The organism is Shewanella sp. NKUCC05_KAH (assembly GCF_019345585.1).
GTDB classification, from domain to species: Bacteria; Pseudomonadota; Gammaproteobacteria; order Enterobacterales; family Shewanellaceae; genus Shewanella; species Shewanella oncorhynchi.
In genome coordinates this window covers 1-26013 of record NZ_JAHKQZ010000036.1, presented here as the reverse complement: position 1 = coordinate 26013, position 26013 = coordinate 1, and the positions used below count along the sequence as shown (strand labels likewise).

Below are 26013 nucleotides of genomic sequence, written 5' to 3'. Positions count from 1 at the left end.
TGAAGCCCTGTGATTGATGTTTGTTCGCACTTCCATCAGATCACACTTCAAGGTGTAAGTTCACTCCAATCTAATGATTTATATGTAAATCATCAGGGGATTCTTCAGAGCAGAGCATTTTGAGCTCATTTCAGGAGGCGTTTATCTAGAAAAGATATGGCTGTCCTGAGAGAAATCATGAGAAAAATCCAATCCACAGACCCTAGTTTTTAGGATGGTTGATAACTTCTGGATCTGGACTTAACACCAGTAAGGTATTAGTTGTATTGCTCAGTACAAATTGGAACTTAGTAGTCCCTGGTGTTCTATCGAGGTCTACTAGCTGTACTAACATACCATCGCTGCTGATGGTGACCGCATCGATAATTTTATCGAATGGGGTAACAAAACCCACACCCACAAATTTTAGCCCTTTACCGGTTTGGTCATTCAGCAGGTAAGTTATTGTGCCAGCTTGAGTGACATTGACGTCACCTTGACACTGTTGGCCATTGGCATCGGTATAAATAAATACAGGTTCACCATTTTCTAGGGTGACATTCACTTTTACAAATTGAGCTAAGCCTTGTGGTGCAGTCATCTTTATGTTCCTTGTGTGGTTAGAATCGAATATTTCTAATATCGTTTTTTTCTAAAAAAAGAATAAGCTCTTTATGTGTATCAAGTACTCCTAAACAATCGAGCGATTTTGCATAGGAAATCGTAAATATTGGGTCTTTGTTTTTTTCAGTAAAAGGCGTTATTTTGTTTCTAACACTTTTACATAACTCAATGTAAAATGGCTCGCCCAGTTTTTTATAGATATTAGCTTGTAGTAATTCACTTATTGCAAGGTTTGCTATATAGGTTATTTCTTGATTGAAATCATTTGCTAGTTCTCGATATGATTCGGTTGCTAATTTTGCGAATTTTAAACTCTCTTTTAATTCTCCAATGTTTAGCATGAGTTTTGCCTTGGACAAATAGATTTTTGCAGAGATATCTTTGTATGTTGAGGACTTGATTAGTGAAGATTTATCATCAAAATTCATGTTCGTTGATTTTTCAAGTGCTAAATATTGGCTTTCACTAGTGACGAACTCAATTACTTGTGAATATGAATAATATTTTAACCTTTTCCAACGTTCATTTTCAGGGTCTTGTTTAAATGCATTCTCAATAGTAGCAAGCCCCAAAGAGGCTTTGTTCAAAGCTTCTTTTCGGCGGCCTTGATAACTTAAAAGTGTGGTGATGTTTTGATAACTTCCTGTAAGTCTATCGAGTAAATAAGGCTGTTTTTCAAGATTTTTAGTTACCAAGGCTTTCTGTATTTCTTCATGGATTTGGATAGCGGTATTTATATCCCCTTGTGATACAGCAGCGCTCGCTAGCCAAGAGCGTGCATTGGCCACGTCAGCAATTAATTGGCTATCCTCTGGCGCTTTTGCCAAGGCGAGCAATTTAAGCCGTAATGATTCTTCAAAATCTTGCTTTGCTTTAGCAAACTCCTGCTGGTTCATTGATATGGAACCGAGTGAGTTATGGGCATAGGACAGCTCCATCAGCGCATCTTTATCCTCTGGCGCAATGGCATACATGGCTTGACTGTATTGTAAATATTGCTCCCAAAAAGGGCGTGATGCCGACCAATCACTCACATCATACTTAAGCTGGCCTAACCAAAAGGCATTGGCACCTAAGGTTTTCAGTAGGGCTAAGTTTTCCGGCTGCAATTCGAGCAGTGGCAGCATTTTTTCCTGTGCCGCGAGTAATGCGCTGCGAGCTTCATCGATTTTATTGCGCGAATAGGCCACTTCACCCATGGCCTCTAAGGTTTGGCCATGTTGGAAACGGGCATCAAAACTTAAGTGCGTATCATCTTCTTTATTAGAAAAATCACTGAAATATTCCAGTGCTTTATTGCTGATCCCGTCGAGTAAGTCCATACGGCCGATGCCGCGCATCTTGTCGGCGAAGTCACCCACCATAAAGCCGAGCAAATCTTCGGCGGCGAGGCGTTTTTGCAGGGCAAGTTTTTCGGCTTCTATGCTGCGCACGCTCATAATGACGGAGGTTAAGGTGAGGACGCACAGCAGGGCGACGGTTAGGCGCCTCGTCCAGCGCAGCATATTGGCGCGTTTGCTGGAGGCTGCGATAAAGGCAGTTTCGGGATCGTCTAAATCGAATAACGGATTTTGGCTGAGGCTTTGGGCCTCTTTTAACGGCTTGCCTTCGGCGAGCAGATAAGCGCTGTGTTTGGCTTCGCTGAGCCAACGCTTAGATAAATGCTGTAGGCGACTCTTAATGCTTAAGCTGTCGTTATGCTCGCTAATCCAAGCGGTTGCCCGAGGCCAACGGCGTAAAAGTGCTTCGTGGGCGATGCTAAAACAGGGTTCACCATTTTGCAGATGCGACACGAATAAGCGGCTATCGACCATGGCTTGCACTAGGGCGGTTTCGGCCGTGCTTTGCAGTTGCGACCAGCGAGCGGTGCGGCTGGTGATGGACTTTTCATCTTCGCGCAGGGTGACTAGCAGGGATAAAATCCGTGGTAGGCTGGCTTTTTCGGCATCGCTTAAATGGGAAATCGCCTGCTCGGCATTTTTGCCAATCGCCCCTTCAATACCGCCCAGTGCATGATAAACCGAGACTAACAACTTATCGTCGGCGCTGCGCTGTAAATACAAGGCTTGCAGAGTGTATTGCAACATGGGCAACGCATCTGGGTTACTGGCGGCATCGCTGCAGAGCATTTCATCGAGCGGCATTGCGGTGTCGCTGTCAACTTCCCAGCTTAAGTTGGCAGCCACTGCGGGCAGGCGGATCATTTGTAATAGCTCAGTGCGTGTTGGCGGTGCTAAGTCAAAGTGGGCGCCGCGGGCTTTACCCGCCATTAAGCTTGGGTAATTGACCAATAAAGGATAAAAATCGTTGCGACAGGCACTGATGATAATCACGGCTTTTGAGGTGGCGAGTTGTTCCAATAATTCTATGAACTGAGTTCGTTCGGTATCGCTAAATAGCGGTGATGAGAGCAACACTTCTAATCGGTCGATAAACAAGGCAAAAAACGGATTAGAAAAGGGTTTAGCCTTGAGCGCTTGGGTGCACTGGTCGATTACGCTTTGGATATCTTCGATGAGTTGAATCGCCAGAGTCTCAGCGCTCATGCCTTCGAATACTGGGATGTCGTTGATTTCCCAGTCGAGCATAGCACTGGCAAGATCGGTGAGTAGTTGCCCTTTACTCACATCGGCAAAATCTAAGCTGCTGAATGACGCGACACCAATGCCGTTATAGCCGTCGCCCTTCATTAAATTGGGCACAACACCCGCATTAATCAGGGAAGATTTACCGCTGCCACTTGGACCTAAGATCAGGCAGAAGGCACGGCCAAACAGGATTTGTTGGCTTATCCGGTTAAGCAAAGTGCTGATTTGTTCACTGCGGCCAAAAAACACCTCGGCATAGTTAGCGCTATAGGCTTGCAGCCCCGGAAAGGGAGAGCCGCCTTGCCAACTCTGTGGGCTGGCGGTGGCTTGGTGTCCGATAGGAAAACGCACTTCGGCTAAGGTGCGATAGCCGCGTTTGCGTATGGTTTCTATATAGGTGGGATCGGTGGCGCTATCGCCTAATGCTCTACGTAACTGATTGATAATCTTGTGTAGTGGATTGTCGCCGGTATCTACACCTGGCCAGCAGTGGCTGACTATTTCATCACTGCTGACGACTTCGCCCGCCCGTTGACAGAGAAATAGCAGCACATCCATCGCCTTGGGCTCAAGTTGTTTGACTTGTTTGCCAAGGAGCAGACTATTGGCGCTGGGATTGATTTGCCATTCACCAAAGAAAAATGTGCTGTCACTCATAACGATGTCCATTTATTGAGTATTGACCATGGCACGGTAAAAACTTGCGCTGTGAGTCACTCTTATTGTTATACGTATTGTTATAAAGATCTGTGCTTGTCATTCAAAGGTCTGGCGTCAAGACCTTGACATTATGCCGTTGATGATTGTTATTTAAAAGGAATAACCCTTGATAATCAATGTAAATTTTATCAGGGTGATGTGTGGTGAATAGTCTTTAGCTTGTCATTTTTATGTCAACAGTTTGTGCTTTACGCTAGATGTTAAATAAGGTGATGGCTTTTAGGTGTAAATCACAAAAATAAACAATAAAAAAGTGCCCGTGATTGGGCACTTTGTATTAGAGAGGAACTTAAGGCTAACAAGCCTGACTTATCAGCACGTTAAGCTGAGTATCTTAACGTTAGCCTCTTAACATTCGTCCCTTTGGATTAGCGCGTTAAGGTTAGTGCCTTGGCTTGATAGCTTAATCTGGCCATTTGACCTTGATCTTGCAGTTCTAATTCATTGAGTTCGAAGGGCGGCTGTAAACCCGAGGCTTGGATAAGCTTAGGATCTAACATCAGCTTTAACTTCGGCGACTCTGGAGTCAGCCAATTGGCAGCTTGGGTGCGTAGAATCGCCACCTTTTGACCTTCGGCGTTGGTGCCGGTTAACGTGCCACTTAAGCCAAAACGTCCCGCCTCGGCGACCGATAACTCAAAGTTGATTTGGTTAGGCAAGCCTTTATCCCAAACCGTGAGCACTTCGGGCTTGATGCTCGCCGAATTGACAAAAGACTTAAAAACAGATTTGACCGTGCGCTGCACAGGTCGGCCATCGACTTGGGTTTGCACTGTGATTTCAATTTCACTGAAACCTGCATTGCTGCTCGAAAGTGCGACGCCAGCGGGGATCACCGCTTGCCATGTCTCTCCTTGTTTTACCATCGCCAGCGGTTGCATATTGCCATCGGCTTGCTTGAGTTTTGCCTGTGGCACAAAGGTGTTATCACTTTGGCTGAGTGCGAGTTCAAGCCCAAGGGTTTGCGCATCCGCCGCGATGGCGGTGGGGGTTTTGACGCTTAGTTGATAGGGCGAGCCTTTTTCCTTCACATTGACTAAGTAGCTGGCGCTCGGTGTTAACGGCTGGCTGACCTGCAGGCGATATTCGCCCGGTGTGGCCTTCGCCGACATTTGCAATGCACTGGAATCATCGGTTAACCCTGCGCTAGCCAAAGCATCGGCGTTGACCATCGATTTAACCAGTGACTCATTGGTGTTTATCCCACTGCTGTTGGCTGCTTTGCCTTGGGGTGACTGATTAGGGGGAACGCGCTGAATTTGCACGCGCTCAGGGGCAATGACCTCGGCGTGCATTAAGGCGCCAGAGCGGGTATCGCCCCGAGGTGCAATGCGTACTAAGCTAGACGCTTGGCTCATGGTGAGGCCCACGCCCGCATTAAGCTGTGCGCCTGTTACATTGACCCAATACTCGTCACTTTGGCTGGCTTGCTCCAGCTTAAGCATACTCGCTTGATACTCACCGTACAGCGGGGTGATAAAGCTAATGTAATCCGTACTGGTGTTGATGGGCGTGAGTGTTGGGCTGGCAATATTGCTATCGACTAAATCGGTATCGCTCGGCGCGGCTAGGGTTAACCCTTTGGCGTACATTGGGCTGGCATTGGTTTTGGGATCTATGGGTGTGGCTTCATCTTGGCAGGCTGCAAGCAGTCCGCTTAGCGCCAAGACACTGGCAAGTTTGCTGAGTGTGTGCATCTTAGTGCTCCTTAAATGTGGTTGCGGATCAGCGTGTCTAAGTTGAAACACGTACGACGGCTCTGCTGATGGCTTAAGGGCTCTTGGCCACGGGTCTTTTGTTTATCAGTAAACCAGACAGTGCCAGCCGCCTTTTGTGAGCTGCAATTTAAGAAGCCGTCGGAGCAGCTATCGAGCCAGTTTTGGGTGGTTTCGAGCGCGACTTGGTATTGATAACCCGCGCAGTAACTGTCGCTGTCCCAAATGGCGGAATCAACATCTGAGCCCACCACGACTTCGAAGGGTTTACCCAGCGATGGGCGACCCGCTGTGCCATTAAGCCAAGCGTTGTTGTAGTTTGCCATCCAACCGACTTGCTGTTGTTTCACCGCGTTGCTGCCATAGCCTAAGAGCCAGCCTAAGCTGGTTTCGAACACATTACCTTGGTTCACCGCGTCGGCCAGCGGCGTACCAGCACTGGAAGGCGCGATGGCGATAACCTTTGAGGTGGCGTTGATCACTGCAGGATAACGGCTGTCCCACGTTGGATTAGATAAAATCCACCGCACTACGTTGCCACCATTGGAGTGGGTCAGCAGAATTAAGTCGTCGATATTTTTGGCTTGGATAAAGCTATTGAGCTGCGTGGTCAGACAACCTGCAGCGCTTTCTTCCCACATATATTGGTCAAAGTCGCAGTTGATCACTGTGTAATTGTTTGGCACTGGGATGCCTTGGCGCACTGAGTTAACAAATTCGGGCGTCCAGTAATCGGCTAAGGCATTGGTCTGGTGACCCGTACCATGGATAAAGGCGACTCCGGTTGCGGCTAACGTTACTGGGCTGACAGCGAACAGACCCAAGAGCATGAGGGCTTTTTTGATCTTCATGGCTATATCTCGTGTTGTTGGTCTTGTTGATTGTGGCCGCCAGTCCGTTGCGACAGTTCAGGGCAAGTCAGTTAATGCAGGATTTGCCGTAAATAAGCTTGAAATCGGCTGGCATGGCTCGGTTTATAGGCGCTCAAGCGCGGGTTACTCATTTTGGGTAAAACATGACTTAAGGCCTGAATACGACGGGATAGCGTGAATGCGCTAGTTTACGTTGGCATCAAATGTGATTGCCGTAACTTAGCCATTATCAACAGGACTTAACTCAAGCTTATTAACCTAGACGCAACATTTTAAGCTGGCAAGTAAAACCATCATTATAAAATGCAATCGCAGGGTCGCATTTTGAACGGTTCGTTTTAATGTCAAACTAAAGGTTGGTAACCTGATGATAAGCAATGCCTAATAAACTAAATTGTGCTTTATCGTGTTTGAAATATCGATTTGCTTACACAAAAGAATTTTCTGTGACACCCGCTTAGTGTTTGAGTTAATCAGTTTATCATTCTGTATATAAAGGTTTTTTGTGATAAATAATTCAAACTCGCCCATTTACTCTGGGATATGGGTATCACTTTAGTGCATTTAAAGACTAAACCGATTAGGCTGAGCTGAGGTAAAGTGGGATAAACGGAATAAACCAACATTGCCGAGATGACATTCTTCTTATCTTAATCAGTCATCTGAGCCATGGATTGACTGGGAGTAGAAAAAGTAGCGCGATATGGGCAGGTTTAATCTAAATAGACAACAAACACGGGAGAATAAGTTTGGCGATAGAACATAATAAGATGGTGAGCTGCTTAAGTGGACTGCAATGTCGCACTAACTTCACCATAAAAAACATTACTGAATACATGCTCCCAGAAACCAAAGAGGCTTTCTATTTACACCTCGACGGTAAATCACCAAACTTGATTATTCGTCCCGCATTCGAAGTCTTTTCCGGCGAACTTGCCACTATTGCAGGCGTGCATGCCAAATACGACTATTTCCACAATGCCGAGATGACACGTTTCCCCAAACGTTTGCATAAGAGTTTGACCGAAACCCATTATGGCCTTGCCTTTAGTTTTGACACAGTTGAAGCCGTACAGCAATTCATTACCCGTTTGAGTGCGATAGTGAAAGGCGCATAAGCTTTTACTGTATAAATCTTTAATAGAAGGCCGCTTAATTTTTCGATTGAACGGTATCTAAATTTTAACCATGCAGTCCTAGGGTTAAATTCCTCAATATCAATGAAAATGAGGAATTTAACTGCTGCCTTTTTACGCGGCTTTTCAGTATATTCATCAATAGATGAATTTTGCTGGAGCTTGCTATGTCGCTTATTCCCGGTCGCCCAAAGGGGGTTGTGCCATTTACCGCCCAAACTGAATCACAGCCGCAGACTCCTGGTCGTCCGAAAGGGGATTCCGATGCCCGCCAACGCTTAATTATCGCAGCCCTAAGTCTCTTCAGTCATCGCAGTTATCCCAGCGTTTCTACCCGTGAAATTGCTCGCGAAGCCGAGGTTGATGCCGCGCTTATTCGTTATTATTTTGGTTCAAAAGCGGGCCTGTTCGAACAAATGGTGCGGGAAACCCTTGAGCCGGTATTAGCGCGTTTTCGCGAAATATCCGCTGCGGATGCCCCTAATAACTTGGGTGAACTTATGCAGACATATTATCGCGTTATGGCACCTAACCTAGGATTGCCACGGTTGATTATACGGGTGTTACAGGAAGGCGATGGCTCAGAACCCTATCGCATTATGTTGTCTGTTTTTGAGCAAATTTTATCCCTCTCGCGGCAATGGCTCGAATCCACATTAGTCAATGCAGGGCTATTGAAGGAGGGATTAGATCCCGATTTAGCACGCCTCAGTTTCGTGAGTCTGATGGTCTTTCCGCTTATTGCGCCCCCGGTGTTAATGCGTCAGTTCGGCTTTTTTAGTGCCGATGCTGATGGTTTACAGCGTCTAGCGCTGCACAATATGCAGGTTTTTACCCAAGGTGTACTGCGTGAACCGAGGAAGTCGTAATGAGTGTGAATTTTAAAATTCTGACGCACGTGAGTGTGGGTTTTGTGATCTTGCTATTAGTCGGCTGCACTGAAGCGCCGCCCAGAGTGCTTGGCACTGTCGAGCGGGACAGGCTGACACTTACCGCGCCCGTAGGTGAGTTGATTACTCAAGTGAATGTGGTTGAAGGTCAACAGGTTAAGGCGGGTGAGGTGTTAATTCAGCTCGATACAACCTCAGCCAATGCGCGCCTTGCCCTGCGCCAAGCCGAGCTTGAACAGGCTAAAGCTAAACTTTCTGAGGCGGTCACAGGGGCGCGTTTAGAGGATATAGAACGCGCCAAGGCCGTGCTCGACGGGGCAAATGCCAGCGTGAAAGAGGCTCAGCGAGCCTTTGAACGAACAAACCGTTTATTTGCCACTAAAGTACTTAGCCAAGCGGATTTAGATACGGCCCGTGCGGCGCGGGATACCAGTTTCGCTAAGCAAGCCGAGGCGCAGCAAAGCCTGCGACTACTAGAAAATGGCACCCGTAGTGAGCAGCTAGAGCAGGCCAAAGCGGCGGTGGCTGCGGCTCGCGCCAGTGTAGCCATCGAACAAAAAGCCTTAGCAGACTTGAGCTTAGTGGCGGCGCGTGATGCCGTTGTCGATACGTTGCCTTGGCGAGTCGGCGATCGCATTGCCGCAGGCACTCAGTTGATTGGTTTACTGGCGAGCGAGGATCCCTATGTACGGGTTTACCTGCCCGCGACTTGGTTAGACAGAGTGAAGGCGGGCGATGGCGTCAATATTCTTGTGGATGGCCGCGAGATACCGATTGCTGGCACTGTGCGCAATATTCGCAGTCAACCTGCTTACACGCCATTTTATGCGCTGAATGAACGTGATCGGGCGCGGCTGATGTATTTGACCGATATTACTATTTCTGCCACAGATCAGGAACTACCTACTGGCATGGCATTAGAAGTTGAACTCGATGTGCTGCAACTCGATGTGCTGCAAGGAGTGCAGCAAAAAGTGGAGCAGCCATGAAAAGCGCTGATTTTGCTATCGAGACCCAAGGGATGACCCGCGCCTTTGATGGTGTTAATGCGGTGGAAAACCTCGACCTCGCCATTCCCAAGGGCACAATTTATGGGTTTCTCGGCCCCAATGGCTGCGGAAAATCGACTTCAATTCGTATGTTGACTGGGTTACTGAGTCCCACATCGGGGAATATCCGCGTATTGGGTGAAACCTTACCCGGCGCCGAGGAAAAACTGCGTCGCCGCATTGGCTATATGACGCAAAAATTTTCCCTGTACGACAATCTTTCGGTGCAGGAAAACTTAGAGTTTGTCGCGCAAATTTATGGCCTTAACCGCCGAGCATCAAAGCTGCGAATAGCCGAGTTAGTCACGCTATACGATTTAGTCGGCCGCGAGAAACAAATGGCGGGCTCCATGAGTGGCGGCCAGAAACAGCGTTTGGCCTTAGCGGCAGCGACCTTACATCACCCCGAATTATTGTTTCTCGATGAGCCGACATCGGCGGTCGATCCTGAAAATCGACGCGAGTTTTGGGAGCGCTTATTCGATCTCTGTGCCCAAGGCACTACGATACTTGTGTCGACTCACTATATGGATGAGGCCGAGCGTTGCCATGGTCTTGCGATTTTAGAGCGCGGGATAAAACGCGCCGACGGTTCACCCCAGCAGCTGATGGCGGCGATGGGGGCTCGGGTGGTTGAGATATCAGGGGACGACTTACGCACTTTAAAACAATCACTGATCAGCGAGTCTGCGGTATTGTCAGCGGCGCAAATCGGCAGTCGTTTGCGGGTGTTAGTGCGCAGCGATATTGAAGATCCGCTTGCTTGGCTTAAACCAAGAGTTGCCAGCCGGACGATGGAAGAAGTGCGCGCTAGCTTAGAAGATGTGTTTGTCACTTGCACCGGCGAGCGCTTGACTGGGATTTCCAAGGGAGAGACTGACCATGTGGCGTAGGATTTTTGCGATTGTGGTCAAAGAGCTGCGGCAGTTGTCGCGGGATCGTATGACCTTTGGCATGATAGTCATGATCCCGTTAGTGCAACTGATGTTGTTTGGTTATGCCATCAATACCGATGCTCGCCATCTGCCTGCTGGGTTAGTTAATTTGAGTGATTCTGCCTACAGTCGCGCACTGGTTAAGGCGGTGGAAGCAACGCAGGTAGTAGATTTTAAGCAGCGATATTTAAGTGCCGCCGAGGCTGAGGCGGCGATCACTCGCGGCGAAGTCAAAGCCGTGCTGTATTTGCCCGCCGATCTCGATGAGCGCTTAGTGCGTCACCCAAGCTTTGTGGGTCAGCAATATTTAGCCCAGTCCTATATCGCACAACCCGCTGGCCAATGGCTGGTGGATGGTTCAGATACGGTTGTCGCTTCAACTATTCGTAGCCTAAGGCAAATGCCACTGGATGAAGTCGCAGGAAGAGCACTAAAAACGGCGATACCGAGTTTTGAAGTGGTGCAATATTTCAATCCCGAGCAACGTTCTGTGGTCAACATAGTGCCCGGCCTATTGGGCGTGATTTTGACTATGACCATGGTGATGTTTACTTCCGCCGCCATAGTGCGTGAGCGCGAGCAGGGCAATATGGAGTTTTTGATCACTACGCCAGTGCGGCCACTGGAGTTGATGCTGGGTAAAATCGTGCCCTATGTGATGGTTGGCTTTGTGCAAGTGACCATTATCCTGAGCGCAGGGCATCTGTTGTTCGATGTGCCCATTCGCGGCGGGCTTGATTCTATCGCCCTTGCCGCTATGTTGTTCATTTGCGCCAGTTTAACCTTAGGATTAGTGATTTCGACCATAGCGAAAACCCAGTTGCAATCGATGCAAATGACGGTATTTATCCTGCTGCCATCGATTCTATTGTCGGGGTTTATGTTCCCCTACGAAGCCATGCCTATCGCGGCGCAGTGGATTGCCGAAGCCTTACCCGCAACCCATTTTATGCGCATGTCACGGGCCATAGTGCTGCGCGATGCCCAAGTGATGGATCTGCAATTTGATGCCCTGTGGATGATAGGTTTTACTTGTATTGGGTTATTGATCGCCAGTATGAGATTTTCGAAGCGCTTGGATTAACCCTGTACTGAGTTTCATCATCAAGGGCAAAGTGCCGAGTTTTGATATAGCGCAAATTATCAGTAAACAGTCGCGCTAAGCCATTGAAATCGATGTTGCTTAATTAGGATATCCCTTACACTGCCGCTAGGGCGATTGCCGCCATCATGCTTAGCGAAGGGAATTCATTATGCCTCCAATCATTTGTCATAGCGCGCTCGATGCGGTTGCTTTAATTCAAAGCGGCGAGACGCTGTGGACTCATTCCATGGGCGCCACACCGCGCATTTTATTAGATGCGTTGGCGCAGCATGCACTCACCAAAGAAAATCTCACCCTGTTACAGTTACATACTGAAGGCGCCGAATCCTTAAGCCATCCCAGTTTACAGGGGCATTTACGCCATCGATGTTTTTTCGGTGGGCTGCCAACGCGGGCATTACTGCAAAGTGGTGACGCGGATTATGTGCCGATTTTCCTGTCTGAAGTGCCTAAGTTATTTCGTTCCGGCGAGCAAAAAATTGATACCGCAATTATCCAAGTGTCGCCACCCGATAAGCATGGCATGTGTTCCTTAGGCATTTCGGTTGAAGCAACGCTCGCAGCTTGCCAAGTCGCGGGTAAGATCATCGCTCATATTAATCCACAAATGCCGCGAACCCATGGTGACAGCTTTATCCATATCGACCGTTTTGCCGCTGTGTATGAGCAGAGCGCGGCGTTGCCCATTCATTCCTTCGCGACGGGGGATGCGGTGAGCTTGGCGATCGGTAAAAATGTTGCCCAATTGGTGCGTAATGGCGATTGTTTGCAAATGGGTATAGGTGCGATCCCCGATGCCGTACTGTCTTGCTTAACCGAACATAAAGACTTAGGCGTCCACACAGAGCTATTTTCTGACGGTATATTGCAACTGGTTGAAAAGGATGTGATTAACAACAGCAAGAAGCGTTTTTATCCGGGAAAACTCGTCACAGGTTTCGCCCTGGGTAGCCAGAAATTATACGACTATGTTGATGATAATCCTGCGGTCATCTTTATGGACATAGAACAAGTTAACGACACGGCCATTATCCGTAAAAATCCTAATGTGATGGCGATTAACTCGGCGCTGCAGGTCGACCTTTCAGGCCAAGTGTGTGCCGATTCCATTGGCACTAAAATCTATTCAGGTGTTGGCGGCCAGATGGATTTCATCCGCGGAGCAGGGTTATCTGAAGGTGGTCGTTCTGTTATTGCGCTACCCAGCACTGCCGCGGGAGGAACGCTTTCTCGCATTGCAAGCGTGTTATCACCTGGCGCAGGGGTTGTCACCACTCGGGCCCATGTGCATTACATTGTGACCGAATACGGCGCCGCCAATCTACGCGGCCGTTCACTGCGCGAACGAGCACAAGCGCTGATCGCCATCGCTCACCCAGATTTTAGGGAACAATTAAGTCGTGATGCCTTTGATGTGTGGGGATTAAATCTATAGCATTGTAAATCTTGGTGTTATGGCTTGCTGCCGAGTTTGCAGTGGTGCAAGCTCGTTTGAGCGTAAAGGGTTGGTTTTAATACGTCGTTTAATCGCGGTAAAGAGTCATTCGTCTGTCCCGATATGGTATAAACTCTTGGCGGGTTTGACCGACAGACTTATAAATAAAGGAGTCAATAATTTAAATGGATGAGATTGAATTAAAAGCATATTTAACAAAGAGGGTGTTATCTTTTTGTACGCGCTGGAACAGTATCGAAAATACCCTCTATACCGAAAGAACTGCCGAAGAAGATAAGCTACGGCAGGAATTGCCAGTGGCTGAATTCCATTATGCAAAGCAAACCGATTGGTTTGCTTTACTGAGTGAGCAAATAGCGCCATTATTTGACGATTTTTGTACCGATAAGCCCCGTGTTTACGGCGGAAAAGTGCGTAATTCCTTCGGGTTTCCTTCAAAATTTAATGGTTGCGATCATCCTCTTGAAGTGCAAATTACTTTAAAAAGTAAAAGCAGAGCCGAAATCTATATTAAAACCAACACTAACTTCGAAGATGAGTATTTGTTTATTGCTCTTAAAAAAGCCGATGAATGGCGTATCGATAGCTATAAAAATCGTCGCTATGGCAATGAGAAATGGAGCGTACAAATCCTTTAATTCAGCTTAATCTCAATGCTTGACGTCAGTAAAAAATGACTAAAGCATTGAGTTTAGTAACGTCGGTTTAATTTAAGTGATGCATTGAGACACAAAAAATATTGTGTAAATGGAACATCTTTATGCCATTAGATAATGCTCTTATTGCTCGAATCAAAGCCGAGACATTGCGGTTTACAACGGTTGAGGTTGAGCAATTTTTATTAGCTCATCCTGATAAAACCTTTTATGCCTTTGCTTTTGACACCCATGCTGAATACGCAGAATTAAATCTTTGTTTTAATACAGAGGCAGATTTTCAGCAGCGATGGGCCTATTACCAGTCTGGGGAATGGGCTGAGTCATACCAAAGCCCTGAGGCTATCCAAGAACTTAAATTCAATACAGGTGACTGGGAGTATCAATGTTTTAGTACATGTTACCTGCTTTCAGAGGATGAGTTGCAGACGATTCAACAGAGCTTACCCGAGGATGACTTTAGTGAGTGGGAGGAGATAGTGCGGCAAATACGCGCAGTGTTTAACGAATGCCTAGTGCAGTTTACCCAAACTGAAGTCTATCAAGCGATCCCTAAAATCGATGGTTTTATGGCCTTTAGTATCGACCATGACGAAGATGTTGCTGATATGCTGGCCGATAGATTTTTATAAAAATTGATTTTAAACACTTTAAAATCATTAACATCTACGTTAATTAGTAGGCCCTGATTTCCAATTGCTCGATTATCTTGTTGCCTTGCTCAAGCCCTACATGGTTAACAATCATCGTTTTAATCAGCTCAACATAGATTGGCTGGATATTGACGTTATTATCGAAAAGGGCTTCATCCGCTTCAGTGATAAGGGCCGCAATTTCATTAAAGCTGCCTAGTATGAGTTGTTATGAGGATTTCCCCATGCACTCTGCTAACAGTTTGACGAAAAAGTCGCTGCCTTTGCGTTCGCAAAAGGCGATATTGCGCTCTGGGATGGTTTCGGGATCGTTGTAGTTAGCAAGGGCTAACTCCATGCTGGCTTCGCGGATGATGTGCAGGGTTGGGTAGGGCGCGCGGTTGGTGAAGTTGGCTGCCCCGTCCTGTGGTTCGCCATCGAAACAATAGTCTGGGTGGAAGGTGGCGAGTTGGTAGGTGCCTTCGTACTCGTGTTCGATAAGCGTATCGGTTGCCATGTCGATGAGGTCGAGGTAGGCATAAAACCCCTCAAAACCACGGGGCAGAATAAACAGTGTGGTTTCGGCTTCGGGGTGGGCGTCGAGGTATTGGCATTCTTCAATCAATGCCTTGAGTACGAGTTTGACTTTGGTTTGTTCCACCACCAGATACCGAATACTGCCGCGCTCGACTTCTTGTCTGGCAAAGGGGCAAATATTGTATTTCATGATCACTTTTTTCACCCAGTCGTCGGTTTGTTGAGTGATCATGTCAATTTCGTTCATGGCGGTCGTTTGCTCGTGCTTAAAAATTAGGGGGCGATCATAGGGATGATAGACGCCACAAGCAAGAGCGCCATGCTGATATTAAAAATCTTCTGTTGGCGCTCATTTTTTAAAATGCGTTTAAGGGCTACACCAAAGCCGAGCCAGACGATAGCGCAGGGAAATGCGACGCACAAAAATACCGTTGCAATAGTGATGACCTGCGGGGTCAAATCCTGCTGTACTGACGTGAACGTCGCAATCGCGCCCACGGCCATGATCCAGCCCTTAGGGTTGACCCATTGAAAGGCCGCGGCTTGGATAAAACTGAAGGGTTTAGCAATGGCTTTACCTTCCATCTTGCTACTGCTGTTGGCAATCAACCAAGACAGATACAAAAGGTAACCTATGCCGACGACTTTAATCACTTGATGGATGATAGGATAGCTTTGAAATAGGGCGCTCAAGCCCAAACCTATCGCGAGGATCATGGTCGGGAAGCCAAGGCTTATTCCCATAAGATGCGGAATACTGCGTTTTACGCCAAAGTTTACCCCTGAGGTCATCAGCATAATATTGTTAGGCCCAGGGGTGATCCCCGATGAAAAGGCAAACAACGCGATAGCGAGTATTAACTCCATAGATAGATCCACACCTTTTATTTTAGTTTTATGGCATTGTGATTATTTGCCGCATTGAGCCTGCGATTTACTCATCGGAGGGTACGCAATACTGTGTTGCAATTATTTATAATTGCGACATTTGATTGCAACGCAGGCGAGGCATTCTAGCGATTAAATGTTGCCGCGCCTATACGACATAGCGAGTTTATAAACTAAAAAGAATAACAAAATATGTACATGCCTCGATGGGATTAATGGCGTGAGAATAGGGCTAGCGCAGTTTGATGGTTTTCTGTGTTAGTACGAATATCAAGATATATTGGAATATGCTGATTTAACACTATGATGGATATCAGCTTTCAGTTTTAGTAATAGCAACTATCCTTAGACAGCATTTTATAGATTGAGGTAACAGGGCATGATGAATCCATCATTACATAGTGAGCTAAGTGGAGTGCTAAATCGACAGCTCAGTCGAGTTCCCGACCGAGTGTTAAGTCGGTATTTGAGAGTGTTAATACTGCTTTTTAGCAGCGTTTTAGGTCTTACTGGGTGCGTAACTGTGACGGATAACGCGGCGCAGCCGTTGCGAACCACAATCGTGATGTCTGGCGATCTCAGTGAATTACCGTCAACGGCAATGACATTCACTTGGCATCCTAAATTTCAAAAAATCATCACAGATAAACGCTTAGATCCGCAGCCAGTGTTGCAACACATGCAAGCCGTATTAAAGCAAACTTTGCAGAGTAAGGGATATCGCTGGGTTGAAGATCCACTACTGGCGGATTTTCAGGTTGGCTTTGGCGTCGCTATGGGAACTGAAATGAGCGATGAACAAATTTTGGCGGTAACAGGCTTGGTTGCAGGGCTGTCAACCGACGGTGTGAATACCCAAAAGTATGACAAAGGTACCGTGGTGATAGCGCTCTTTAAACCCACTAAAATACAGGGCGTTGATGAGCCAATTTGGCGAGTGCTTGCCCAAGGTTTTGGCAACATTAAAAAGATGGATGAGCTAACCGAAAATTTCGACAGTCTCATTGCCAGTATGTTAGCCAATATGCCGTCGGTTAATGTGGCTCCTTAGTCAGCGTTTGAGCTTTAGTTCAGTTCTAAGTGAATTGAGTCAGCATTTGGGTAGGAGCATTCGTCAGATAAACGGGATTAGTGCTTAATTGAGGTGTCTTGGTCCCATGTTTGTGGTGCTAGCTCCCATTTTTGAACTGTGGGACATGGTACTTTAGTGACAGCCATCTCAATAAAGGGCGCGACAGTGAAAACTGCCGCGCTTTTTCATTTTAATGGAGGGAAGTTCCATTTTGATTTCAGACTGTTTCAGTCGTGCTCGACTGTGATCTCGTAGGATGAAAACTTACGAATGTTAATCACGCCCGTATCAAACATTAAATACTGCCCCTTGATCCCCTGCAAAATTCCGCTGACGACTACATCTTTATCGAAATTGTGCGAAGTGATCTTCTTCGGAAAGGAGTCAATTGGATAATGAATTGGCAGAATCGTTTCGTGCAAACGCTCGATACTGTAATCGCCTTTTTTCATGCCGATTTCGTGTAACTTAGTCTCAATTTGTGGGATCAGTTCCGCAGCCTTAGCATTTAAATCAATATCGTCGGCATGGCCTTTTAACATGGCTTGCCAATGGGTTTTATCATTAACCAGTTTTGCCAATTCTACTTCGACTAAGCCTGAGAGCTGCCTTGTTGAGACTTTAAAAATCGGTAAACCTTGGGTAGCACCTTGGTCAATCCAACGGGTGGGCAGTTGAGTGTGGCGGGTAATGCCGACTTTAACGCCCGAGGTATTTGACAAGTAGACATAATGCGGCACAAAACAGTGGCTCTGGGCCCACTCTGGTTCGCGGCAAGTGCCTTGGTCGTAATGACAAGTTTCCGGCTTCATGATGCACATATCGCAACTCGCCAGCTTTTGCATACAGACAAAACAATGGCCCTGCGAGTAACTCTTCTTGCTCTTTTTACCGCAGTTGCAGCAGAAGATATTGCCCGTATGGGTCAAGGTTAATTGCTTGCCTATCAATGGATTGAGCGGGAGTAACTCATCACCGACAACGAGTTGATATTGCACTTGTTGCGCGTCATCTAACTGCACGCGCATCTTTTTTAGCGTTCCTAACATGGTCATCCTAATGTGTTGCGTTCTGGTGCAGCTTAGTCGCTCATCATGCGTTCTAGTGCACGCTTCCGTTATATCGTCATTGCGTTGCCGTTAGTATACAAGATTATCCAAGCCAGTTTAGATAGGATTTTTCGATAAGTAAGTCGATTGACTGAGTGCACCTAAACCTCTTTTGTTTTACTTAACCATTTGTACACTAAGGCAATAATACCGAAAGTAAGCAAGGCTACTGGTAAGTAAATGATTATGCTCATAAATTGTGTTTGGTATTTTGTTGCTAATTGGGTATGGCTAATGAGATATCCAAAACCAACAACGGAAAAAATCCACACCATTGAACTGATGAAGTTAATGAGTAAAAAACGACGGGAAGAAATACCCGTTGCACCTAAAATATAGGGGTAAACGGTACGAACAAAAGGAATATAACGTGCGAGTAGCAGGGTTATCACTCCATAGTTATCAATAAGGTGGGTCGCTTTTTCCTGATGTTTGATATCAATATTCGACAGCAGTTTTTGGTAAATTTGGGTATGCCCTAAAAATCGACCCTGTAAATAACCTATAGCTGTACCTGTAAAGGTTGCTAGAACCAATAACGGCATAATACCGATATGAAGAATATCTTGATAAATCAGCACTCCAGTGAGAAAGAGTAGGCTATCTCCGGGTAAAAATGCGGTGGGAATAAAGCCATTTTCTAACACTAAAAAGCCACAAATTAATGCGCTGACCATGAGGGCGATTTTAGGATTGGCTAAAACCGCTAGATCATTGTGTATCATGGCTTGGGCCAGTTCGTATAACTGCTCCATACGTACTACTCCCTAAAATAATTGATAAAACATAAAGGTGGTAAAGCTCGAAAGCGGCAAAGTGGTCATTCTGAACCGGAGCTATGGTGTTTCGTGGGTTATTCTACCAAGGGAGCATGAATCGAAAGGCAGTTACAACATTAAATTTTGTTGGTGTTAGTGTGTTTATGGTTCAGTAATCGGGTTTTGTGGGCTTTTTATAGTGAAAATATTAAGCATTATTATAGGGTTAATAAATTTCGAATGATGACATCAACTTACAAACCCATTTGCCAGATTCCTATGCGCATTCTAACTATTCAGTATTGATTGCACTGGCTTAACTTAATTTGAACACCTTGCCGCGAATATCGGTTTTTAAGCGCTCTTAAAGTGCTGTTTGAAAGTGCCATTGCGAGTGCACTCTCTAAATGTGTTGGCGTCCTAAGTGTTAGCTTGCCGTAAAAGTCAATGGCATTAACGGCTTAATCTATCGAGCACGAGATCATCCCCAAGAGCATAGAGGGATTCTACCAGTTGATCTTCTTGGGCGAGATCTGTGAGTCCAAGGCCTATGGTTGCCCGAAACAAAGCTATACCTGTGTGGCCTGCGGTTTCATATTGACTACTAAACTGCTCGATATTGATGCCAATTGCATTGATTTTATTGGATATATCGAGCACAAGTCCGGGTCTGTCATAGGCCACTAGGTTGTAACTTAAGCGTTTGATGGGCTTAAGGGCGACCGAGGTTTTGGAGTAGGTGAGGGACAGGCTATCGATGCATTCTAGGGCCTCAATAAGCTCGTCCATGCGCAGTGACGGCACTTCGAGTAACAATATCGCGGCAAAGACACCGTCAATATGGCGTAATTCTGAGTCGAGCCAGTTGCCGCCATGACGACTCACAGCATGGGCGATTTGTTCTACTAATCCTTTTCTATCAGGTGCTTGTAGTGTGATTAAGTATCGTAGCATAGTGACTGACTCCTATTTTTTGTAAAAGGCACCTGTTTTAAAACGGGGTGTAACACAACTGTCATCTTTGCGTCATATAATCCAACGCACTTAGAATAAAGGATGTTGTTATTGCTCAGTTTACGTTCAAACAGTGTAAGCATAGCACTCGGCAAATCCTAGCGAAAAAACTCGCTAGCTATTAATAATAGAGGTTCTTAATGGAAAGTCAGGTCACTCAACCTGGTTCTGCATCGCACAGTATGCTTAAAGGCGGACGCTCGAATCGCAGGGCATTTAAGGATAAAGCGGCGCAAATCAGCGTCACTATCGGCGGCACTATGGTATTTGTCGCCTTATTGTTGATCTTCTTTTATCTGTTGTATGTGATTAAACCCATTTTCGACAGTGCTGATGTCACACCCGTTAAGAGTGTGAGCTATCAACACGCGGATGTGCCGACCTTAATGGTGGGTGCTGAAGAGCAAAATGAGGTGATGTACCGTGTGAGCGTTCATGGTCAAGTGGACTTCTATACTGTTGCCGACGGTAGCTTACTTTCTAGCTTTACCCCGACGTTACCAGCGGGTGTTACAGTCACCAGCGCCGCCGTTGCTGTACCGAGCGAACAACGTTTTGCGCTGGGATTAAGTAATGGTCAGGTCATAGTGGCGGGCCTAGAGTTTGGTTTAACGTACCCCAATAACAAACGTTTAATCACACCAAAACTGCGTTATCCCGCAGGTGAAACCCCCATTACAGTCGATAAGACGGGCAGCGCGATTCATAAGCTGACCTTCACTTATAGCTCAGACAAAATGAGTTTTGCTTATCAAGATGAGAGTGGTGTTTGGCGCCTCACTCGTCTCGAAGGGCAAGAGAACATGATGACTGAAGAAGTGGAGTGGGTTTCTACGACGTCACAAATTCAAGATGCGCCGAAGAAAGTCTCCCACGAGCTGATGACGCCCGATCAACGTCAATTGATGTTGCAAACTGGCAATAAAATTTTCGTGTACGACATCCGTGATACTGACAGCTTAGATCTGCTGCAGGTGATTGATGTTGAACGTGCTAAGGCACAAGTCAATAACGTGGCTTTGCTGGCGGGTGCGAGTTCATTACTGGTCAGTTATGACACAGGTATTGTGGCGCAGTACTTCCAAGTTAATGGTGAAAAAGGGCGTTTATATCAAGAGATTCGTCAGTTTGATGACTTACCGCCCATCAGCTCGATTACCTCTGAGTTTTATCGTAAGAGTTTCGCGACTGTGAGCCCTGAGGGTGAGCTAACCCTACTCTATACCACGAGTCATCGTGAACTGTTTGATGCAAAGTTTGACCTTAAAAACCCCGGTAAAATGGGCTTTACCCCACGCTCAAACGGCATAGTCGTTGAGGCGGACAAAAAGCTGCATATCTTCAGTGTGGAAAACTCCCACCCAGAAGTGTCATGGAGCGCCATGTGGGACAAGGTGTGGTATGAAGGTTATCCAGAGCCACAATATGTATGGCAATCGACCTCAGGCTCTGACGATTTCGAAGCTAAGCTGAGCTTAATGCCATTGGCCTACGGCACAATGAAAGCGGCATTTTATGCCATGTTATTTGCCGTGCCTTTATCCGTTGCTGGTGCGATTTACACTGCTTACTTTATGTCGCCTAAGGTGCGCGGTTTCGTGAAACCGACCATTGAAATCATGGAAGCATTACCAACGGTGATTTTAGGCTTCTTGGCGGGGCTGTGGTTAGCGCCACTGATTGAAGAGCATCTCCCCGGCATTTTAATTCTACTGATCTTATTGCCGACCTCGATACTCACGTCTGCCTATGGCTGGAGTAGGTTGCCGGGTAAGTGGAAACAACGTTTACCCGAAGTGTACCAAGAGCTGATGTTGATCCCTGTGGTCTGTTTCGTGGGTTGGTTCTCTTTTGCGGTCAGCCCAATCATCGAAGTGGCGCTGTTTGATGGTAATACCCGTCAATTCATCACTAACGAACTGGGGATCACCTTCGACCAACGTAACGCGCTGGTGGTCGGTATTGCCATGGGCTTTGCGGTGATCCCAACGATTTTCTCCATCGCTGAAGATGCCATTTTCTCTGTACCGCGTCATTTATCTAACGGCAGCTTAGCCTTAGGTGCGACGCCTTGGCAGACATTGACACGCGTGGTGTTGTTAACCGCAAGTCCGGGGATTTTCTCGGCCATTATGATGGGCCTTGGCCGCGCCGTTGGCGAGACCATGATCGTACTGATGGCCACCGGTAACACCGCCATCATGGAATGGAGTGTGTTCGAAGGGATGCGAACCTTGGCGGCAAACATTGCGGTTGAAATGCCTGAATCGGCTATCGGTAGCTCGCATTATCGTGTGCTCTTCCTTGCTGCGTTCGTACTATTCATCTTTACATTCTTCTTTAACACCATTGCAGAAGTGGTGAGACAGCGTCTACGTGAACGCTATAGCTCGCTGTAACGGGGATAAGACAATGACATTAAATACTATTTCGCCAGTGACCTTGAGAGGTTTGTGCAATGGGTAAGTGGGTAAAATCAGGCTCGCCATGGATATGGATGACGGGCGGTGCCGTGAGCATCAGTTTGATTGCCGTCTTAGGCTTATTATTGTTAATCGCATGGCGTGGCTTAAGTTACTTTTGGCCTGCAACCGTTTACCAGTGGGAGCTTGAAGATAACACGGGTGTACGTTCGACCTTAATTGGTGAGGTTTACGATAGGGAAGAAGTACCGACTGAGCGTTTGATTGCTGCTGGCCATGTGTTTAAGCAACACCCGGGCGAGTTTGTGACCCGTTACTTAGTGAAAACCGGTAACCGTGAATTTGTGGGTTTGGATTTCCGCTGGATATTAGGTACGGACATTGTTAGCCGTTCTGTGCCAAGCGAGGTCGCACTGATCGAGCGGGCTAAAAACGGTAACTTCTACGGTTATCCGATAGCTGTGATTGAAAATGGCAAGCGTCTCGATTTAGTGAATGATGCGATTGAATCCTCCTTAATGGAGCATATCGAACGCGCTGTTGCCTTATCGGACAAAGCGGTTGATTTGCAGAAGCAAGATATTGGTTCGATTAACTACGCCATTGAAAAATTGCGTTTGCAGGAGCGTCGTTTCGAGCTGGATGGGGAACTGACCGACAGTATAAAAGCTGAGTTGGTCGCCAAGAGAGCTCAACTGCAAGAAGATTACTTAGTGCTTGAAAAGGCGTTATTTGCCCTGCGTGATGATGCGGCGCGTGACTCGGTTATCGTCCGAGATATGCGCGGCGAAGAAGTTGAACTGAAGCTCGATACCGTTCTGGATGTGACCTATGTGAATCACTTAGGACTCATAGGCAAAATTGGTAAGTGGTTTGTTGGTATTGGACGCTTTATGAGTGACGATCCGCGTGAAGCCAACACTGAGGGCGGCGTGTTCCCCGCGATTTTCGGCACTGTATTTATGGTGATGTTGATGGCGGTTATCGTGACGCCATTTGGCGTGGTCGCGGCGGTTTATCTACATGAATATGCGAAGAAAGGCCCTATTACTAAGATGATCCGCATTGCGGTAATCAACTTAGCGGGTGTGCCCTCGATTGTGTATGGCGTATTCGGTTTAGGTTTCTTCGTGTACATGATGGGCGGTTCCATCGACCAATTGTTTTACGCTGAAGCTTTGCCTGCTCCTACCTTTGGTTCGCCAGGGGTGATTTGGTCGGCATTAACCCTCGCGATTTTGACGCTGCCAGTGGTTATTGTGTCGACTGAAGAAGGGTTAAGTCGTATTCCAAGCGCGGTGCGTCAAGGTAGTTTGGCACTGGGCGCGACTAAGGCTGAAACCCTGTGGCGGATTGTGATCCCGATGGCGAGTCCAGCGATCATGACGGGTTTGATTTTAGCGGTCGCTCGTGCTGCCGGTGAAGTGGCACCGCTGATGTTGGTGGGTGTCGTGAAATTAGCGCCAACATTACCACTGGACTTTAACTTCCCGTTTGTGCATTTAGAACGTAAGTTCATGCACTTAGGGTTCCATATATATGATGTGGGCTTCCAGAGTCCTAACGTTGAAGCGGCACGTCCTCTGGTGTATGCGACCTCTTTCTTGCTGGTGTCTGTGATTGTGGCACTCAACTTGACGGCCATTAGCGTGCGTAACCACTTACGTGAAAAATATCGTTCGCTTGAGCACTAATCAGCGATTATCCTGAAAGTATTAGGACTAAATATGATTTCTATAGATTCGACAGCAATGAAAACCAATAACTTTGATTTAGCTAACTTAAGCCAGAACGACACCGCGCTGGAGATCCGTAACTTAGATTTGCGCTATGGTGATAAGCAAGCGCTGTTTAATGTATCGATGAAGATCCCCAAGAAGCAAGTCACTGCCTTTATCGGCCCCAGTGGTTGTGGTAAATCGACACTATTGCGCTGTATTAACCGCATGAATGACTTAGTTGATAATTGTCATATTGGCGGCGAGATCTTGCTGCACGGCCAGAATATTTACGACAAGAAAATCGACGTCGCGGCCCTGCGCCGTAATGTCGGTATGGTGTTCCAACGCCCAAATCCTTTCCCTAAGTCGATTTACGAAAACGTTGTTTATGGCTTGAGATTGCAAGGGCTGAATAACCGTCGTGAACTCGACGAAGCGGCTGAGCGTTCATTGCGCGGCGCGGCGATTTGGGACGAAGTTAAAGACAGATTGCACGATAACGCCTTTGGTTTATCTGGCGGTCAACAGCAACGACTGGTGATTGCCCGTGCGATAGCCATTGAGCCAGAAGTGTTATTACTCGACGAACCAACATCGGCACTCGATCCGATTTCGACGCTGACTATTGAAGAGTTAATCACTGAGCTTAAGACGAAATATACTGTGGTTATCGTGACTCACAACATGCAACAGGCGGCGCGAGTATCGGATCAAACGGCCTTTATGTATATGGGTGAATTAGTTGAATATGCTGATACTAATACGATTTTCACCACGCCGAAAAAACGTAAGACTGAAGATTACATCACAGGACGTTACGGTTAATCGCTTGAGTATCGGATAAGGCCACCACGGCTTGGTATGGGTCAACAGTTAAGTAACAGGTTGGAACGCAATGGAAAACATGAATTTAAGTAAGCACATTTCGGGTCAGTTCACCGCTGAGCTGGATGATATCCGTAATCGAGTGCTCGCCATGGGTGGCTTGGTTGAACGTCAGCTAGAGCAAGCGATTGATGCCTTAAGTGCCCTCGATGCCGAGTTAGCCCAGCGGGTGATTGCAGGCGATCATAAAGTTAATGCGATGGAAGTCTCCATTGACGAAGAATGCACGCGTATTATTGCTAAGCGTCAACCTGCGGCCAGTGATTTACGCTTGATTATCGCTATTTCAAAAACTATCGCCGATCTTGAGCGTATTGGTGATGCCTGTGTGCGGATTGCAAAAGCGGCATTAGATAAACGTTTGAATAATCAGCAGCCTTTGTTAGTTAGCATTGAAAATATGGGGCGTCATGCGACTCGGATGTTGCATGCGACTTTAGATGCCTTGGCCCGTATGGATGCCGATACCGCGTTAGAGCTGCATAAAGAAGATGCTAAGCTTGACCGTGAATATGAAGGCATTATTCGCCAGTTAATGACCTATATGATGGAAGATCCGCGTTCAATCCCAGACATACTCGACGTATTATGGGCTGCACGCGCAGTAGAGCGTGTCGGTGACCGCTGTAAAAATATTTGTGAATACATTATCTACTACGTGAAAGGTAAAGACGTTCGCCATACTTCCTACGAAGATATGGAAAAGGACATGAAAGGCTAACACACGCATTAATCTGCAGTTTTAATGCTTGAATAAAACGCTCCGCAGTCTTTGTGGAGCGTTTTGCTTTTAGGGCTTTTAAATGCGGCTTAATAAATGCCGACTGCTTTTATAGACTGATTTGACAGTACTAATAGCAATGATGAGTCAATTCGATTTGGTAAAAACGCATTGGAAAATTCTGCAGGCTATTATACCGGAGTGAGCTTTAACTACAGTTGTTGGGGGGCTTAGCGTTTGCTGATACTCATTCATACAGGCTTGCCATGGTATTCACTCACCGACGCGCAGCAAGTCCATCCTTGGATGCTCGACCGCCCCCGTCCATGGGGCGGACGGTCGTCTCGCTAATCACCATGGCTCACCTTTCGAGCATTCGTGTAATCTGTAGATTTAAAAATTATCCGCTTGATTACTTTGTTGAACGAAGCCGCTTTGCGGCAGGAACAAGATAAAGCCATCCTTTTGCCCCTCATCCTAAATACTTGCTAGACGCGACCTGCTTCGGTCGCAAACCTAGGAGTATCA

23 protein-coding genes are annotated in these 26013 nt (G+C 46.7%); 14 read left to right on the top strand and 9 right to left on the bottom strand.

Annotated features, from left to right (window positions below):
• Window positions 1–202: 202 nt before the first annotated feature.
• The 4 genes from KO533_RS22160 to KO533_RS22145 all read right to left on the bottom strand — a co-directional run bounded on the left by KO533_RS22160 (window position 203) and on the right by KO533_RS22145 (window position 6477).
• A complete protein-coding gene (locus tag KO533_RS22160; RefSeq protein ID WP_219256172.1) occupies window positions 203–580 on the bottom strand; it encodes a DP-EP family protein in 378 nt (125 codons plus the stop codon).
• Window positions 581–599: 19 nt separating this feature from the next.
• Window positions 600–3848: a winged helix-turn-helix domain-containing protein gene (locus KO533_RS22155; protein ID WP_219256171.1), complete on the bottom strand. Its 3249-nt coding sequence runs from the start codon at window positions 3846–3848 to the stop codon at window positions 600–602.
• Window positions 3849–4279: 431 nt separating this feature from the next.
• Window positions 4280–5608: a DUF4785 domain-containing protein gene (locus KO533_RS22150; RefSeq protein WP_219256170.1), complete on the bottom strand. Its 1329-nt coding sequence runs from the start codon at window positions 5606–5608 to the stop codon at window positions 4280–4282.
• A gap of 11 nt (window positions 5609–5619) precedes the next feature.
• The gene (locus KO533_RS22145; RefSeq protein ID WP_219256169.1) at window positions 5620–6477 is read right to left on the bottom strand and encodes a hypothetical protein; all 858 of its coding nucleotides are present in this window, start codon (window positions 6475–6477) and stop codon (window positions 5620–5622) included.
• Here KO533_RS22145 and KO533_RS22140 point away from each other — a divergent pair.
• From KO533_RS22140 to KO533_RS22100, 9 genes are all read left to right on the top strand, one after another.
• A complete protein-coding gene (locus KO533_RS22140; RefSeq protein ID WP_168823115.1) occupies window positions 6476–6676 on the top strand; it encodes a hypothetical protein in 201 nt (66 codons plus the stop codon). The genes KO533_RS22145 and KO533_RS22140 overlap by 2 nt on opposite strands.
• Window positions 6677–7268: 592 nt before the next feature.
• Window positions 7269–7616, top strand: coding sequence for a hypothetical protein (locus KO533_RS22135; protein WP_113938914.1), 348 nt, complete (start codon window positions 7269–7271; stop codon window positions 7614–7616).
• A gap of 185 nt (window positions 7617–7801) precedes the next feature.
• The gene (locus KO533_RS22130; protein ID WP_168823112.1) at window positions 7802–8503 is read left to right on the top strand and encodes a TetR/AcrR family transcriptional regulator; all 702 of its coding nucleotides are present in this window, start codon (window positions 7802–7804) and stop codon (window positions 8501–8503) included.
• Window positions 8503–9513: an HlyD family efflux transporter periplasmic adaptor subunit gene (locus tag KO533_RS22125; RefSeq protein WP_219256168.1), complete on the top strand. Its 1011-nt coding sequence runs from the start codon at window positions 8503–8505 to the stop codon at window positions 9511–9513. The genes KO533_RS22130 and KO533_RS22125 overlap by 1 nt, the downstream gene beginning before the upstream one ends.
• On the top strand, window positions 9510–10466 hold the full coding sequence (locus KO533_RS22120; protein ID WP_219256167.1) for an ABC transporter ATP-binding protein: 957 nt from the start codon (window positions 9510–9512) through the stop codon (window positions 10464–10466). Before KO533_RS22125 ends, KO533_RS22120 begins: the two co-directional genes overlap by 4 nt.
• Complete coding sequence (locus KO533_RS22115) at window positions 10456–11592, top strand: ABC transporter permease (RefSeq protein ID WP_219256166.1); 1137 nt, start codon at window positions 10456–10458, stop codon at window positions 11590–11592. The genes KO533_RS22120 and KO533_RS22115 overlap by 11 nt, the downstream gene beginning before the upstream one ends.
• A 169-nt stretch (window positions 11593–11761) precedes the next feature.
• The gene (locus tag KO533_RS22110; RefSeq protein ID WP_219256165.1) at window positions 11762–13048 is read left to right on the top strand and encodes an acetyl-CoA hydrolase/transferase C-terminal domain-containing protein; all 1287 of its coding nucleotides are present in this window, start codon (window positions 11762–11764) and stop codon (window positions 13046–13048) included.
• A gap of 185 nt (window positions 13049–13233) precedes the next feature.
• The gene (locus KO533_RS22105) at window positions 13234–13707 is read left to right on the top strand and encodes an NTF2 fold immunity protein (protein WP_219256164.1); all 474 of its coding nucleotides are present in this window, start codon (window positions 13234–13236) and stop codon (window positions 13705–13707) included.
• A 122-nt stretch (window positions 13708–13829) separates the two neighbouring features.
• Entirely contained in the window at window positions 13830–14357 is a 528-nt protein-coding gene (locus KO533_RS22100) for a DUF4303 domain-containing protein (RefSeq protein WP_219256163.1), read from the top strand.
• A 229-nt stretch (window positions 14358–14586) separates the two neighbouring features.
• Here KO533_RS22100 and KO533_RS22095 read toward each other — a convergent pair whose 3' ends face one another.
• Both KO533_RS22095 and KO533_RS22090 read right to left on the bottom strand, forming a co-directional pair.
• On the bottom strand, window positions 14587–15141 hold the full coding sequence (locus tag KO533_RS22095) for a DUF1415 domain-containing protein (protein ID WP_028760539.1): 555 nt from the start codon (window positions 15139–15141) through the stop codon (window positions 14587–14589).
• A 26-nt stretch (window positions 15142–15167) separates the two neighbouring features.
• On the bottom strand, window positions 15168–15761 hold the full coding sequence (locus tag KO533_RS22090) for a LysE family translocator (RefSeq protein ID WP_113938904.1): 594 nt from the start codon (window positions 15759–15761) through the stop codon (window positions 15168–15170).
• Between the two features lie 400 nt (window positions 15762–16161).
• Here KO533_RS22090 and KO533_RS22085 point away from each other — a divergent pair, with 400 nt between their 5' ends.
• On the top strand, window positions 16162–16833 hold the full coding sequence (locus KO533_RS22085) for a DUF4136 domain-containing protein (protein WP_219256162.1): 672 nt from the start codon (window positions 16162–16164) through the stop codon (window positions 16831–16833).
• Window positions 16834–17081: 248 nt separating this feature from the next.
• Here KO533_RS22085 and KO533_RS22080 read toward each other — a convergent pair whose 3' ends face one another.
• The 3 genes from KO533_RS22080 to KO533_RS22070 all read right to left on the bottom strand — a co-directional run bounded on the left by KO533_RS22080 (window position 17082) and on the right by KO533_RS22070 (window position 19675).
• Complete coding sequence (locus KO533_RS22080; RefSeq protein ID WP_219256161.1) at window positions 17082–17903, bottom strand: DUF2797 domain-containing protein; 822 nt, start codon at window positions 17901–17903, stop codon at window positions 17082–17084.
• Window positions 17904–18064: 161 nt separating this feature from the next.
• Window positions 18065–18718, bottom strand: coding sequence for a DedA family protein (locus tag KO533_RS22075; RefSeq protein WP_168823092.1), 654 nt, complete (start codon window positions 18716–18718; stop codon window positions 18065–18067).
• 456 nt (window positions 18719–19174) lie between these two features.
• A complete protein-coding gene (locus tag KO533_RS22070) occupies window positions 19175–19675 on the bottom strand; it encodes an ACT domain-containing protein (RefSeq protein ID WP_028760534.1) in 501 nt (166 codons plus the stop codon).
• A 200-nt stretch (window positions 19676–19875) separates the two neighbouring features.
• On the opposite strand from KO533_RS22070, the gene KO533_RS22065 reads away from it, so the two are divergent.
• The 4 genes from KO533_RS22065 (at window position 19876) to phoU (ending at window position 25485) form a co-directional block, all read left to right on the top strand.
• The gene (locus tag KO533_RS22065; protein ID WP_219256160.1) at window positions 19876–22134 is read left to right on the top strand and encodes an ABC transporter permease subunit; all 2259 of its coding nucleotides are present in this window, start codon (window positions 19876–19878) and stop codon (window positions 22132–22134) included.
• 59 nt (window positions 22135–22193) lie between these two features.
• Entirely contained in the window at window positions 22194–23852 is a 1659-nt protein-coding gene (gene pstA, locus KO533_RS22060) for a phosphate ABC transporter permease PstA (protein ID WP_028760532.1), read from the top strand.
• Window positions 23853–23885: 33 nt separating this feature from the next.
• The gene (pstB, locus tag KO533_RS22055; RefSeq protein WP_028760531.1) at window positions 23886–24704 is read left to right on the top strand and encodes a phosphate ABC transporter ATP-binding protein PstB; all 819 of its coding nucleotides are present in this window, start codon (window positions 23886–23888) and stop codon (window positions 24702–24704) included.
• A 70-nt stretch (window positions 24705–24774) separates the two neighbouring features.
• Entirely contained in the window at window positions 24775–25485 is a 711-nt protein-coding gene (gene phoU, locus KO533_RS22050; protein WP_028760530.1) for a phosphate signaling complex protein PhoU, read from the top strand.
• Window positions 25486–26013: the final 528 nt, after the last annotated feature.